This is a genomic window from Streptomyces sp. NPDC026522, from assembly GCF_055567555.1.
Genome location: NZ_JBVHQF010000008.1, coordinates 375265 through 389004 on the forward strand (window position 1 = coordinate 375265; position 13740 = coordinate 389004).

General features: G+C 74.6%; 9 protein-coding genes and 3 pseudogenes. 4 read left to right on the forward strand and 8 right to left on the reverse strand.

Features of this window, described 5'->3' with window-relative positions; genetic code table 11:
• Positions 1-1296 (reverse strand): MFS transporter (locus ACZ4M3_RS22905; protein WP_467735490.1); only part of this gene is annotated, 1296 nt, incomplete at its 3' end.
• Positions 1297-1866: 570 nt separating this feature from the next.
• Here ACZ4M3_RS22905 and ACZ4M3_RS22910 point away from each other — a divergent pair.
• Positions 1867-2613, forward strand: a complete 747-nt coding sequence (locus ACZ4M3_RS22910) for an SDR family oxidoreductase (protein WP_467735395.1) — start codon at positions 1867-1869, stop codon at positions 2611-2613.
• 19 nt (positions 2614-2632) lie between these two features.
• On the opposite strand, the pseudogene ACZ4M3_RS22915 reads toward ACZ4M3_RS22910, so the two are convergent.
• Positions 2633-2893, reverse strand: a pseudogene (locus ACZ4M3_RS22915) (DUF6766 family protein); the annotation flags it as partial.
• A 481-nt stretch (positions 2894-3374) separates the two neighbouring features.
• Between ACZ4M3_RS22915 and ACZ4M3_RS22920 the strand changes: the two are divergent.
• Positions 3375-3704, forward strand: a complete 330-nt coding sequence (locus tag ACZ4M3_RS22920; protein ID WP_467735397.1) for a hypothetical protein — start codon at positions 3375-3377, stop codon at positions 3702-3704.
• A gap of 90 nt (positions 3705-3794) precedes the next feature.
• Positions 3795-6110 carry a catalase gene (locus ACZ4M3_RS22925; RefSeq protein ID WP_467735398.1) on the forward strand — a complete coding sequence of 772 codons (2316 nt, stop codon included), beginning with the start codon at positions 3795-3797 and terminating at the stop codon, positions 6108-6110.
• 72 nt (positions 6111-6182) lie between these two features.
• On the opposite strand, the gene ACZ4M3_RS22930 is transcribed toward ACZ4M3_RS22925, so the two are convergent.
• The 3 genes and pseudogenes from ACZ4M3_RS22930 to ACZ4M3_RS22940 all read right to left on the reverse strand — a co-directional run.
• On the reverse strand, positions 6183-8693 hold the full coding sequence (locus ACZ4M3_RS22930; protein WP_467735400.1) for a SpoIIE family protein phosphatase: 2511 nt from the start codon (positions 8691-8693) through the stop codon (positions 6183-6185).
• Between the two features lie 111 nt (positions 8694-8804).
• Positions 8805-8963 (reverse strand): annotated as a pseudogene (locus tag ACZ4M3_RS22935) (DUF6480 family protein); the annotation flags it as partial.
• A 170-nt stretch (positions 8964-9133) separates the two neighbouring features.
• Positions 9134-9241: pseudogene (locus ACZ4M3_RS22940) on the reverse strand (SDR family oxidoreductase); the annotation flags it as partial.
• Between the two features lie 282 nt (positions 9242-9523).
• Here ACZ4M3_RS22940 and ACZ4M3_RS22945 point away from each other — a divergent pair.
• Positions 9524-9706 (forward strand): CBS domain-containing protein, encoded by a 183-nt coding sequence (locus tag ACZ4M3_RS22945; RefSeq protein WP_467735402.1) that lies wholly within the window; start codon positions 9524-9526, stop codon positions 9704-9706.
• An 80-nt stretch (positions 9707-9786) separates the two neighbouring features.
• On the opposite strand, the gene ACZ4M3_RS22950 is transcribed toward ACZ4M3_RS22945, so the two are convergent.
• From ACZ4M3_RS22950 to ACZ4M3_RS22960, 3 genes are read right to left on the reverse strand one after another with little or no spacing between them, the layout of a single operon-like run.
• Positions 9787-11922, reverse strand: a complete 2136-nt coding sequence (locus ACZ4M3_RS22950) for a xanthine dehydrogenase family protein molybdopterin-binding subunit (RefSeq protein WP_467735404.1) — start codon at positions 11920-11922, stop codon at positions 9787-9789.
• 30 nt (positions 11923-11952) lie between these two features.
• Complete coding sequence (locus tag ACZ4M3_RS22955; RefSeq protein WP_467735406.1) at positions 11953-12963, reverse strand: FAD binding domain-containing protein; 1011 nt, start codon at positions 12961-12963, stop codon at positions 11953-11955.
• Positions 12960-13598, reverse strand: coding sequence for a 2Fe-2S iron-sulfur cluster-binding protein (locus tag ACZ4M3_RS22960; RefSeq protein ID WP_467735408.1), 639 nt, complete (start codon positions 13596-13598; stop codon positions 12960-12962). The genes ACZ4M3_RS22955 and ACZ4M3_RS22960 overlap by 4 nt, the downstream gene beginning before the upstream one ends.
• Positions 13599-13740 lie beyond the last annotated feature (142 nt).

Sequence of the window (13740 nt, forward strand, 5' to 3'; positions counted from 1 at the left end):
GTGAGCCGGGTCCAAGAGCCGCCCGCTGACGCCCGGCCGCGGAGCCCGCCCGCCCGGCCTCCCGGACATCAGGCCACGGCCTCCAGCCCCGACCGGGCCGTCGCGCCGGCCGCGCAGCAGCAGGCCCGCGGTCAGCACGGCGAAGACGACCAGTCCGCCCGCGACCAGGGCGCCGCGCACCCCGGCCAGCTCCATCAGCAGGCCGAGCGTCGGCGGGGCCGCGAGGCCCCAGAGGGTCTTCACCGTGCTCCACACGCCGAGCACGCGCCCGCGCATGTGGGCGGGCGGATCGGTCTGCAGGACGGTGGTGCCGGCCGTCTCCGACACCGACTCGGCCACCGCCATCGGCAGGACCAGGACCAGCAGCACGGCGAGCGAGGGCGACAGCCCGGCCAGTACCTGGAGCAGCGCCCCGGCCGCCGCGAGCACGCCGACGAAGCGCACCGTGGGCTTGCGCAGCCGCGCGCCGAGCACCGCGCCCAGGATGCCGCCGACCGCCAGCACGGTGGAGACCGTGCCGAAGGCCGCGGCGTCGCCCGCCAGGGGGCCGGTGACGAGCACGACGAGGGTCAGGCCGTAGTTGCGTCCCAGCAGGGCGCTGAGGCCGCTGATGCCCGCGAGCGCGACCAGCCGGGGGCGGCGCAGGAAGAACACCAGGCCCTCGCGGGCGCTCATGCCCGCGCCGGCGTCCGTACGCTCCGCGGCGTCCGCGCGCCGGGACTCGTCGCGCGGCGCGGCGGGTCCGCTCTGCCGGGCCGCCTTGAGGAAGGGGATGACGGCGGCGACGAAGAGGAAGGAGACGCCGTTGGCGGCGTAGGCGGCGCCGGTGCCGAGGAAGGCGACCGTGACACCGGCGAGGGCGGCACCGGCCAGCCGTCCGGCGTTGTGCACGAGGGAGCCGACGCCGATGGCGGAGGGGACGTCCTCCGTACGGACGAGGTCGTTGCCGAGCAGGGCGCAGGCCGGGCCGTCGACGGTGGCGATGAGCCCGGTGGTGGCGGCGAGCACCATGAGGACGGCCAGGTCGAGCTGGTCGAACGCGACGAGGAACGCGGTCAGGAACGCGACGGCGCCCAGCAGCGCCTGGCTGACGGCCGCGGTCAGCTTCCGGGGCCAGCGGTCCACGGCCGCGCCGCCGGCCAGCCCCATCAGGAGGCCGGGCGCCGCCTGGACGGACATGGACAGTCCGGTGGCGGCCGCGGAGCCGGTGATCTGGAGCACCAGCAGGTTCTGCACCGTCAGCTGCATCCACGTTCCGGTGTTGGAGACGAAGTTGGCGACGGACCACCAGCGCATGCTGCGGTAGCGCAGGGAGCGCCACGGCGAGCGGGAGGCGGCACGGGCGGGGGCGGCGGCGGGCGTGGGGCGGGGGCCGGGCACGAGGGGCTTCGAGGAAGGCACAGTCGATTTCTTCGGGGAGCAGCCCGGGGCTCGGCAGGCTGGGTGGATGGCCGGGGCGCAGTGGCCGGTGGCGGTGGCCGGGAGCGGCGGTTCGGGCGGGGGTGCGCGCGAGCCGCGCGGCCGGTGCACCGGTGGCGCGGTGCTGCGGCGCCGGCGGTGCTGTCCCGGCGAAATATCGTGGCAGACGAAATCCCCCGGCGGGGTGCGGGCCGGCTCCCCCGGCCGCCCGGCGCGCCCGAATCCCTTGCCCGGCCCGGCCCGTGGACTTCTGGTGGGTTTCATCACAGGAACCGCCCGGCCTGCCGGGGCGTACCCGCGCTGTGGCGCGGGTCACCGGCGCGGCGGCCGCAGGCGGCGTAGTCCGGCGTGCCCACCGGGAGGGCCGCACTCACAGTGGGAGACGAGAGGCGACCGGCCGTTCACCCAGCGCGACCGGTAGCGGGCGGTAACGAGGAAGGATGCCAGATGGAGAGTCGGGTGCAGGTCGACCTACACGGCCAACGGGCCCTGGTGACCGGCGGGGCGCGCGGCCTGGGTGCCTCGATCGCGCGGCGGCTGGCGGCCGCGGGGGCTTCCGTGGTGGTGGCGGACGTACGCAAGGACCTGGCGCAGGAGCTGTGCGCCGATCTGATGGTGGCCGGCGGCGAGGCCCGGTTCGTCGAGCTGGACGTCTGCGACCCGGCGGCGGTGTCGAGGGTGTTCCGCGACCTCGACGAGGACGGCCAGGCGCTGGACATCCTGGTCAACAACGCCGCCGTGGACGTCTCCAAGCCGATCGAGCACCTGACGGCGCAGGAGGTGACCCGGGTGGTCACCACCAACCTGCTCGGGCCGATGTACCTGTGCCTGGAGGTCTACCGGCGCATGGTCGCCCGGGGCGGCGGCCACATCGTCAACATCCTCTCCACGGCGTCCAACCGCACCTGGACCGAGGCGGGACCGTACTCGGCGAGCAAGTCGGGGCTGCGGGCGTTCACGCACACCCTCTTCAAGGAGGCGCAGCGGGACTGCACGGGCATCGGCGTCACCGGCGTCATCGCGGGCGGGATGGAGACCCCCTTCATCATGGAGCGCTTCCCGGACGCGGACGTATCGATGTTGCAGAGCCCGGACGTCGTCGCCGACACCGTGCTGTACGCCTTGTCGGCGCCGCCCGGCAGCGTGGTCTCCGAGCTGGTGGTGGTGCCGCGCAAGGAGCCGTCGTGGCCGTGACCGCCCGGTGAGCGCCGGCTCAGCCCGCCACGCCGGTGGCGCCGTGCGAGGCGCCGACGGGCTTGGACTCGGGGGACCCGCGCTGGCGCAGGTAGATGGAGAGGATGGCCGTCGAGGCCACGGCCAGGAACTCCGACTGCCAGTTCTGCACGGTCCGCGACCGGAAGTCGGCAGAGGTCAGGTACTGGTGCCAGGCAATGGGGTCCTGGAGGCCGCGCAGCTGCTCCTCGTCGTAGGCGGCGGTGCCGGCGATCGACTGGGCGAGCCAGCAGAGCAGGAAGGCGTACTGGTACGGCTGTCCCGGCCGGGGTTCACAGCCCGCGGCCACGACCTTCCCCCGCGGTCGAACTGGGACAGCAACAAGGTGTCGCCCGGACCGGCGACCTGTGCCTGGCGGCCGTACACCGTCACGTGTACCGGCGCGCCCACCGCTGGCGGGGCGACACCGGCGACCGCCGCCGCGCAGCCCGCGCCCGCGTCCCCGGAGTCCGCCACCTCTGCGCGGGTCCGGGGCGCCAGGCGGGCGCAGACGCCGCCGAAGTCCTCCGCTCCCAGGGCCTGTTCGAAGGCCGCGGCGGCCGCCCGCCCCCCGTGCGTCGTACGCGAAGCTGCCACGCTGCGTGGCTGCCCGCGTCCCACCCGCCTGAGCAATCCCCCCATACCGGCGGATACGGACCGGCGCATGCCTTTCACGGCAGGGGGTAGCCGCCGATCGTCGGCGCCCCTCGGGGCGCCGGAACGTACGCGGGAAGGGCAGCACCATGGGATGGGCAACGTGGACGACGCGCTCGGTGGCCGCAGGGCCGGGCGGTGTCGCGACGCGGGAAGCGGGCGTCCTGACGGGAACCGTGGACGTCCGGACGAGCTGGACCGACGGGCACGCCCGGGTCAGCGTCCGGCGCAGCGGCGCGACGCGCTGGTTCACCGTGACCGGCAGCCCCGCTCCGTGCCCGTCGGGATACCGGAGCCGGCTGCTGCACGACCGCGTGGTCGGAGCCGTCCGCGCCGGTGACGGCGCGAGCGTCCCCCGGCAGCCGCGGGAGCGCCGGGCCTGGTACGAGGCTCCCGGCCCACAGCCCAGCACCGTGTGAGCGGGCGGCCCGGCCGCCCGCACGCAGGACCCGTCCCATCGAAGACGACCCGTCCCATCGAAGACCCACCGGACCGGAAGGCAATCCGCAATGGTTCAGAAGAAGGCGAAGAAGGCTGTCCCGGCGAAGAAGAGCGCCCCGAGGACTCCTCCGGTCGAACCGGCCGCCACCCCCGCGGTGGCCAACGGCGTTCCCGGCCGGCCGGCGCCCGAGCCCCCGGGGTTCAACGAGCCGGTCAAGCCCCGTGACCCGCTGCCGCCCAAGGCGGACCAGAGCGGTCCGGACACCTTCACCCCGACCGGGCGGCCGACCGGCGTCCCCCAGGAGGCGGTGGCCCAGAGCGGCCCGTACCTGACGACCGCACAGGGCGCCCGGCTCTACGACACGGACCACTCGCTCAAGGCCGGACCGCGCGGACCGGTCCTGCTCCAGGACCACCACCTGCGCGAGAAGATCACCCATTTCGACCACGAGCGCATCCCCGAGCGCGTGGTCCACGCCCGCGGCGCGGCCGCGCACGGCGTGTTCCAGGCCTACGGCACGGCGGCGCGGATCACCAAGGCGGCCTTCCTGGCGAAGGGGGCCGAGACCGAGGTCTTCGTACGCTTCTCCACCGTGCTGGGCTCGCGCGGATCCGCCGACACCGTCCGCGACACCCGGGGCTTCGCGACGAAGTTCTACACCGGCGAGGGCACCTTCGACCTGGTCGGCAACAACATCCCGGTCTTCTTCATCCAGGACGCGGTCAAGTTCCCGGACATCATCCACGCCGGGAAGCCGCACCCCGACCGGGAGATCCCGCAGGCCCAGAGCGCGCACGACACCTTCTGGGACTTCGTGTCCCTGCACACCGAGGCGACCCACCACACGCTGTGGAACATGTCGGATCGCGGTATCCCCCGCTCCTACCGGATGATGGAGGGATTCGGGATCCACACCTTCCGGCTGGTCAACGCCAAGGGCGCCACGACCCTGGTGAAGTTCCACTGGAAGCCGAAGCTGGGCGTGCACTCCCTGGTCTGGGAGGAAGCGCAGATCACCAACGGCATCGACCCCGACTTCCACCGGCGCGACCTCGCCGACGCCATCGAGTCCGGCGCCTACCCGCAGTGGGAACTGGGCGTGCAGACCTTCCCCGACACCCCTGACCAGATGTTCGAAGGGATCGACCTGCTCGACCCGACGAAGATCGTGCCGGAGGAGCTGGCGCCGGTCCAGCCGATCGGCATCATGACGCTCAACCGCAACCCGTCGAACTTCTTCGCCGAGACCGAGCAGGTCGCCTTCCACCCCGGTCACCTGGTACCCGGGATCGACGTCACCAACGACCCGCTGCTGGCCGGACGGCTCTTCTCCTACCTCGACACGCAGATCAGCCGGCTCGGCGGCCCCAACTTCGCCCAGATCCCGGTCAACCGCCCGCACGCCCCGGTCAACGACATGCTGCGCGACGGCATGCACCAGACGGCCGTGCACTCCGGGACGGCGCCGTACCGGCCCAACTCCCTCGACGGGGGCTGCCCGTTCCTCGCCGGAGCCGATACCGGCGCCTACATCGAGGTGCCGGTCGAAACACCGGCGGCGCGCAAGGTCCGCGAGGCGCCCGAGTCGTTCGCGGACCATTTCCGCCAGCCCCGGCTGTTCTGGCTCAGCATGACGCCGGTGGAGCGGGAACACATCATCTCGGCCTACACGTTCGAGCTGAGCAAGTGCTACGAGCCCACCATCAGGCAGCGCGCGCTGGCGGTGCTCGCCAACATCGACACCGAGCTGTGCGAGCAGGTCGCGGCCGGCCTCGGGCTGCCCGCCCCGGCCCCCACGGAGCCGCTCGCCAAGCCGAAGCCGAGCCCCGCGCTCTCCCAGATCGGGCAGACCTGGCCGCTGGACGGGCGGGTGATCGGCATCATCGCCGGACCGGACGGCGATGTGAAGGCGCTCAGCGGTCTGCGGCAGGCCGTTCTCGACGCCGGCATGGTCCCCCTGATCATCGCCCCGACCGCCGGCGCCCTCGGCACCGGCAAGAACGCCCTGCCCGTACAGCGCACCTTCGCCAACGCCCGCTCCGTCGAGTTCGACGCCCTGTTGGTGGCGGGCGTCCCGGCGCCGGGCGCGGACGCGAAGGGCCCGCGCGACGCGAAGGCCGGGGCCAAGAAGAGCGGGCGCAAGTCCGCCGCCGCGGCCGCCGCGGGCACCGACCCCCGGGTGCTGCTGCTCGTCTCGGAGGCCTTCCGGCACGCCAAGGCGATCGCCGGCTGGGACGGCGCGGAGTCGGTCTGGCAGGAGGCCGGCCTGCCGGCCGGCGCACCCGGCCTGGTCGACGCGAAGAACGGTCCGGCGGCGCTCTCGGAGGTCATCGGGCTGCTGGCCACCCACCGCGTCTGGGACCGCTTCCCCGCCTCGGCGTGAACAGGGCCGCCTCGGCGTGAGCAGGGCCGCCTCGGCGTGATCGGGGCCGCCGCCCGCTGACCCGACCGCCCGTCAGCCGCTCTCCGCCGGGGGGCGGCTGACGGGCAGGTGGATGTCCAGGACGCACACGTCGTCGCGCCGGCCCGGTTGCAGCGCCGCCAGCAGCCGGGCCAGCGGTTCGGGCCGCTCCCCGGCCACCGTGTCGACCGCGGCCCGCGCGAGCCGGTCGAGCCCCCGGTCGATGCTCTCCCCCGGCACCTCGATGAGCCCGTCGGTGTAGAGCAGCAGGTGGTCACCGGGCTCCAGGCGGAGCGTGACCTCCTCGTAGGCGCACGCGAACCCGGCGCCGAGCAGGCCGCCTTCGGGCAGCGGCAGGTACTCGGCGCGGCCGTCGCGCACCAGCAGCGGCGGCAGGTGTCCGGCCCGTACCCAGGCCAGCCGGTGCTCCTGCGGCCAGTAGCGGGCCATGATCATGGTGGCGGTGGCCGAGGTGCCGAACCCGTCCGGGGGCGTGTGGATCAGGAGGGTGTTGAGCCGGGTCAGGGCGTCGGCGAGCGCCGAGCCGGTCACGATCATGCCCTTGGCCGTGAACCTGAGCTGGGCCATGGTGCCGACCGCGTCCAGGCCGTGTCCGGCGACGTCACCGACGACGAACAGCGCGCTGTGGTCGGGGAGCTCTATCGCGCTGTACCAGTCGCCGCCGACGTTCACCCCGCTGTCGGAGGGCAGGTAGGCCACGTCGACGCGCAGGCCGGCGAGTTCCATCGACCGCTCGGGCGTCGGCAGCAGCGCGTGCTGGAGCCGGGCGGCGAGGGTGCGCTCGGCCTGGAGCATGCCCCGTTGGACCAGGACGGCCCGTTCGCTCTCGCGCAGGGCCACTTCGGCGTCGCGCTGCGCGGTGAGGTCCTGGAAGAAGCCGTGCACCTCCACCGGAGTGCCCTCCGCGTCCGTTTCGGCCTCGGCGACGATGCGCAGGTGCCGTACGCCGTCCGCGACGACCACGCGGAACCGCCGGTCGATGGCGCCCCCGCCGCGCAGCAGCCGCTCGACGTCGGCGGCCAGCGCGGGCAGGTCGTCGGGCAGCAGGTGTTCGGGCAGTTCCTCCAGCGTCATGGGACCCAGCTCCGGGTCGCGGCGGAAGATGGCGTAGACGTGCTCGGACCAGTTGATGGTGTTCGTGATCAGGTTCCAGTCGGCCCAGCCGAGGTTGCCCAGGCGCTGCATGGCGGCCAGCCGGCGCGCCTCGCGCTTCGTGACGTCGTGGCGGATCCAGGTGACGACGAGCCGACCGCCCAGCCGGGTCGCCCGTACGGAGTACGTGGACTGCTCGGGGACGCCCGCCACGACTTCCTGGTAGGCGAACGGCTCGCCCACGTACGTGGTCCCGGTGGTGAGGGCGTCGAGGTAGCCCTGCCACAAGGCGGTGCCGGCCACGGTGGGGTAGGTCTCCAGGACGCGCCGGCCGATGAGCTCCTTGCCCCGGCGGCCGGCGACGTCCACCGAGTCGGGCGCAGCCGCCTCGATCCGGTAGTCCTCGACCTCGCCCGTCGGCGCACGCAGGGGCGAGAGCAGGATGGCGGTGCCGGGCAGCGCCTCGAAAACGGCCTGGATGGCGCTCACCTCGGGGTCCAGCGGGACGGTGAGCGGGCTCCGGACGGCGCGCAGGGGGCCGGAGCACAGCGCCGCGGCTTCGCACAGTACGGTCCGCGTGCTCTCGTCGAAGGGGCCGGGCACGCCCCGGAAGAAGCCGACGGCGAGGTCGGCCGGGCTGCCGGCGCCCGCTACCGGGACCCAGGCGCGCGTGGGCCATCGCTGCGCGTTGCCGCCGATGAGCTGGTAGCGCTGGGCCGCGGCTGCCGCGTCCTCCAGCCAGACGGGCCGCTCGCCGGTCATCGCGTCCAGCGCGGCGATGTTGGCGAGCGGCGGGATGTCGCGCCATTGGCCGACGACGGCCGAGTCGATGCCGGCGTGGCCGGTCAGCTCCAGTCGGCCGGCCTCGGCCATCGAGTAGATCATCACGCCGTCGACCCCGAAGCCGTCGGCCAGGGCGTCGCGCAGGAACTCGGCGACGTCGTCGGCGGTCCGCGCGTCCGTCAGCCGGCCGGCCAGCCCGGCGAGCAGCCGGCGGGGGTCGGCCGGCTGCTCGGCGGCGGGGCCGCCGCGGGCCCGGCTGCCACGGGCGAGGTAACGGCCGGAGCTGAACACGGACCCGACCGGTTCCGCTTCCTTGGAGGGCAGGACGACACGCCGGGCGACGGGTTCGGAGGCGGCCTGGGAGCTGCTCTGGCCGAGGACGGTCCAGCACTGCTCCATGAGCGTGCGGCCCTGCGCCTCGGCCGCGGCCACCAGCGCTTCGTAGGCCTGCTCGGCCGAGACGCCCGAGCGGGCCATCAAGACGCCTTTGGCCCGCTCCAGCACGGCCGCGGTGGACGCCAGCGCTTCCAGGCTCGCGATCTCCGTGCGGAGCCTGGCGACGACCTTGGCCAGCGCCAGCACCTCGGGCGCCGCGCCGTCGTCGGACACCGCCGACGCGAACCCCTCGGGTACCGCGGCGTCATCTGGAAGAGCGGATTCGGCCTGCACCCTTTGAGCATGGCACGGCGTGGGCCCCGGAGCGGCACCACCCCCGTGATCAGCGGGTGCGCCCTCTGAGGAAGCTCCGGAGGGGCCGGTGGCGGGACGGGGGCGGATCTCTCACCGGGTGGCGAGGATGATCGCGTAGGCGAGGAAGAAGGCCGCGCAGAGGATGGCGACGACGCAGACGGCCACCAGCGGGCCGTTGCCCCAGCCGGGCTTCAGCGGGCGGTGGGGCCCCGCGCCGGAGCTGGTTCCGGCTTCTGCGGGCGGGGTCTCGCCGGGCGGTACTCCGCGCCAGGTTCCAGTCCGGGGGTGTTCTTCGGATCGGGGTCGGGGTTGTGTGCGTGCATGCCCGTCGCCTGCCCGCCGGGGGCGGTGGAACCTCGCGGTCTACACCCCCCGCCGCCGGCCGCGAACGGTGCGGGCGAGGCCCCCGGGCCAGCCGCTCAGGGGGTCCGCCAGCGGTCGTCGGCCAGGTGGGAGCCCGCCATCGGGCCCATGCGGAGCATGCCGCCGTCCACGGCCCACGAGGCGCCGGTGACGTACGAGGCGTCCGTCATGGGTCTGCCCTTTCTCGTCCGACGGTTGAGGGGTCCCGGTACGGCCTGCCCGCGGACGGCGCGCGAATGCGCCGAACGATCTCGAATCGGGGCGTTACCGCGTGAGCGACACGTCCATGACCACCGCACGCGAGACCATGACCGAAGGCGCCGACTGCATCGGAGAGGACGAGACCGTCCACTAGGCCGCACGCAAGATGACCGGCCTCGGGGTGGCCGGGCCAGGGCAAGGACCCCGCCGACACCGAGGCAGGCGGCCTCGCCCAGGGCGAGGCCGTGACCATCGGCGCCGACGACGACGCGCAGGAGATCCTGCGCACGATGCGGGAGACAAGGTCCGCCGGCTGCCGCGTGATCGACGGGCACCGGCTGGTCGGGGCGGTCGCGCAGGCCGATGTGGCCCGGGCGCTGCCGGACCCGGCCGTCGGTGACCTGCTCCGGGCCCTGTCCTCCGGCTGACGCACCGCGCGGCCGCGGCTCCCCGGCCGTGGCGGCCCCGGCCCGCCACGGCCGGCGCGCGTCCGGCGTACGCCCTGCCGTCATCCGTCCCGGCCCTCGATGGCGGCCAGGACCCGGTCCGGGGTCAGGGGCAGCTCCCGCAGGCGCCGGCCGGTGGCCTGGCTCACCGCGTTCCCGATGGCCGCGGCGGCGCCCACGATGCCGATCTCACCGATGCCCTTGCTGCCCATCGGGTTGAGGTGTTTGTCGTGCTCGTCGATCCAGTGGGCCTCGATGGCGGGGACGTCCGCGTTCGCCGGTACGTGGTAGGAAGCCAGGTCGCGCTCCGCGAAGTCACCGAACGCGGGGTCGAGGCCGCTGTGTTCGGTCAGCGCCATGCCCAGACCCATCACCATCCCCCCGATGAACTGGGAGCGGGCGGTTTGCGGGTTGAGGATGCGGCCGGCGGCGAAGACGCCGAGCAGCCGGCGCACGCGTACCTCGCCCGTGACGGTGTCCGCCTGTACCTCGGCGAAGTGCGCACCGAAGGCGTGGCGCGCGTAAGGCGACTTCTGCTTCGCCGACTGCGTGGTGTCGGCGGAGGCGGAGAGCCCCGAGGCGGGCAGCGGCCCCTGGTGGCGGGCCAGCCGGTCGGTCAGCGCCGTACAGGCGTCGTGCACCGCCCAGCCCCAGGACGCCGTGCCGGTGGAACCGCCGGCGACGGGGCCGGCCGGCAGCTCGCTGTTGCCGAGGGCCAGCGCGACGGCGTCGAGCGGGACGTGCAGGGCGTCGGCGGCGATCTGGGAGAGGACGGTACGGGCGCCGGTGCCGATGTCGGTGGCGTTGACCTCGACCAGGTAGCTCCCGTCGGGGCGGGCGTGCGCCCGGGCCCCCGCGGGCGCGATGTACACGGGGTAGGTGGCGGCCGCCACCCCGGTTCCGATCAGCAGCGGCCCCTCCCGGCGGGGCGGGCGGCGGCCGGGCCAGCCGAACCTGCGCGCACCGTCGCGCAGGCACTCCACGAGGTGGCGGCTGCTGAACGGGCGGCCGCTGTCGGGCTCGGTGGCCGGGTCGTTGCGCACGCGCAGCTCGACCGGGTCCAGGCCCAGGGCGTCGGCCAGTTCGTCCATGGCCGACTCCAGGGCGTACATGCCGGGGGTCTCGCCGGGGGCCCGCATCCAGGAGGGCGTGGGCACGTCGAGCGCGGTGACCCGGTGGGTGGTGCGGCTGTCCTGGACGGCGTACATCACCCGGGCGGGTACGCCGGCCTGCTCGACGAACTCGCGCACCTGGGAGGTGTACGTGGTGACCTCGTGGCTCAGGGCCGTGAGGGTGCCGTCGGGGCGGGCGCCGAGCCGGAGGCGGTGCAGGGTCGGCGCCCGGTGGCCGACGGTGGCGGCCATCTGCTGGCGGGGCAGGGCGAGGGTGACGGGGCGTCCGCAGTGCCGGGTGGCCATGACGGCGAGGACGACGTGCGGGCGCGGTGTGCCCTTGGAGCCGAACCCGCCGCCCACGTGCTCGGACAGGACGGTGATCCGGTCCTGCGGCAGGTGGAACAGCCCGGCCAGCACGGTGCGCACCACCGTGGTGCCCTGACAGGAGTCGTAGACGGTGAGGTGGCCGCGTTCGGCGTCCCAGTCGGCGGTGGCGGCGTGCGGCTCCATGGCGTGGTTGTGCAGCGGCGGCACGGAGTAGACGGCGTCGACGCGTACGGGCGCGGCGGCGAACGCCGCGTCGGGGTCGCCCTGTTCCCGGTGCGCGGGATAGCCGCCGTTGACCTCCTCGGGGGTGTACAGGCCGGGGTGGTCCGCGCGCAGGGTGACGTCGTGCGGCTCGGCGTCGTAGCTGACGCGCACCGCGTCGGCGGCGGTCCGGGCCTGCTCCAGGGTCTCGGCGATGGCCAGCGCCACGTACCAGCCGCGGTGCGGTACCCGCAGGTCCTGGAGCAGCTGGAGGGTGGGATCGTCGGAGGGGCCCAGGCGCGGGGCGTCGTACGGGGTCAGCACGCCCAGCACGCCGGGCAGGGCCAGGGCGGCGGCGGTGTCGACGGCGGTGATCCGGCCGCGGGCGACGGTCGCGGGCACCGGCCAGGCGTAGGCCCGCCGGGGCAGGTGGTGTTCGGCGGCGTAGCGGGCTGCGCCGGTCACCTTCTCCCGGCCTTCGCGCCGCGGGGTGGGGGCGCCGAGGGCCGTGCCCGCGGGGGCGGTGGTGTCGAGGGTGACGGAGGTCGGGCTCATCGTGGTCCTGTTCCTGATCGGTGGCGCCGGCTAGGGCGTGGCGGGGGAACCGGGGTGCGGGCCGGCCAGCGCGGCGATGGCGTCGCAGGCGAGGTTGCGGGCGAGCGGGATCTTGTACGCGTTGTCGCGCAGGGGACTGGCCTGCGCGAGTTCCGCGTCGACGGCCGCGCGGACGGTGTCGGGGTGCGGCGCGGCGCCGGTCAGCCGGGCCTCGGCCGTCGTCGCCCGCCAGGGGCGGTGGGCGAGGCCGCCGAAGGCGAGGGCGATCCGGCGTACGCGGCCGTCGTCGAGGTCGAGGACGACGGCGACCGAGGCGAGGGCGAAGGCGTACGAGGCGCGTTCGCGGGCCTTGCGGTACAGCGAGACGCTGCCCGGCGCCGGGGCGGGCAGCAGCACCGCCGTGATGATCTCGCCCGGGCGGATGACGGTGTCCTGCTCGGGGTGGTCCCCGGGCAGCCGGTGGAACTCGGTGGCCGCGACGGTCCGGGTGGTGCCCGCCGCGTCGTACAGCTCGACTTCCGCGTCCAGTGCGGCCAGCGCCACGGCCATGTCGGAGGGGTGGGTGGCGATGCACTGCTCGGAGTGCCCGAGTACCGCGTGGTCGCGGTGGATCCCGTCGCGGGCCCCGCAGCCGCTGCCGGGTTCGCGCTTGTTGCAGGGCTTGGAGAGGTCCTGGAAGTAGCCGCAGCGGGTGCGCTGGAGCAGGTTGCCGCCGGTGGTGGCGACGTTGCGCAGCTGGCCCGAGGCCCCGGCCAGCAGCGCCTGGCTGAGCAGCGGGTAGCGGGTGCGCACCCGCGGGTCGGCGGCCAGGGCGCTGTTGCGGACCAGGGCGCCGACGCGCAGGCCGCCGTCCGGCAGTTCGCCGGTCTCCGCCAGCGGGAGGCGGGTGATGTCGATGAGGGTGGCGGGGGTCTCGACGCCCAGTTTCATCAGGTCCACGAGGTTGGTGCCGCCGCCGAGGTAGCGGGAGCCGGGGTGGGCGGCGTAGGCGTCGGCCGCCTCCCGGAGGCTGGTGGGGCGGAGGTAGCCGAAGGGCTTCATGCGATCACGTCCGCGCCGGTCCTGGTGGCGGCGGCGTCGGCGCCCGCGGCGGCGACGGCCCGGACGATCGCGGGGTAGGCGCCGCAGCGGCACAGGTTTCCGCTGAGCCGTTCCCTGAGCTCCTCGGCGCTCGGTACGGCGGGCACCGGCGCGCCCGCGGGCCCGGTGGGGGTGACGTGCGAGGGGTCCCCGGCGGCGGCTTCGCGGAGCGCGCCGACGGCGGAGCAGAGCTGGCCGGGGGTGCAGTAGCCGCACTGGAAGGCGTCGTGTTCGATGAAGGCGCGCTGGAGCGGGTGGAGGGCGCCGTCGGGGCCGGCGAGGCCCTCCACGGTGGTGATCTCGCAGCCGTCGAGGGCGACGGCGAGGAGCAGGCAGCTGTTGGCCCGGCGGCCGTCCACGAGGACGGTGCAGGCGCCGCACTGCCCGTGGTCGCATCCCTTCTTGGCGCCGGTCAGGTCGAGGTGCTCGCGCAGGGCGTCCAGGAGCGTGACGCGGTGGTCCAGGTCGAGGTCGTGGTGGGCCCCGTTGACGCGCAGGGCCACGTGGGAGCGGCCGGCCGCTCCCGCGTGCGGCGCCGGTCCGTGGTCACCGCCGTGCGCCGGCTGGGGGGCGGGCGGGTCGGTTGCGTGGGCCACGACGAACTCCCTTGTCGTCCGTTTGGTGAGGGAATATCCCTTCGACTGCCCAGCCTGGCCCCTCGTACGCCGGAGCGCGCCCCACGCCCCCGGCGGGCTCCCCCATCCGGCCGACGGTCAGGTTTCGCGCCGGGGCAGACCG

Coding starts and splice junctions, on each gene's coding strand:
- ACZ4M3_RS22910 (WP_467735395.1), top strand. CDS start 1,867: ATGGAGAGTCGGGTGCAGGTCGACCTACACGGCCAACGGGCCCTGGTG.
- ACZ4M3_RS22920 (WP_467735397.1), top strand. CDS start 3,375: ATGGGATGGGCAACGTGGACGACGCGCTCGGTGGCCGCAGGGCCGGGC.
- ACZ4M3_RS22925 (WP_467735398.1), top strand. CDS start 3,795: ATGGTTCAGAAGAAGGCGAAGAAGGCTGTCCCGGCGAAGAAGAGCGCC.
- ACZ4M3_RS22950 (WP_467735404.1), bottom strand. CDS start 11,922: ATGAGCCCGACCTCCGTCACCCTCGACACCACCGCCCCCGCGGGCACG.
- ACZ4M3_RS22955 (WP_467735406.1), bottom strand. CDS start 12,963: ATGAAGCCCTTCGGCTACCTCCGCCCCACCAGCCTCCGGGAGGCGGCC.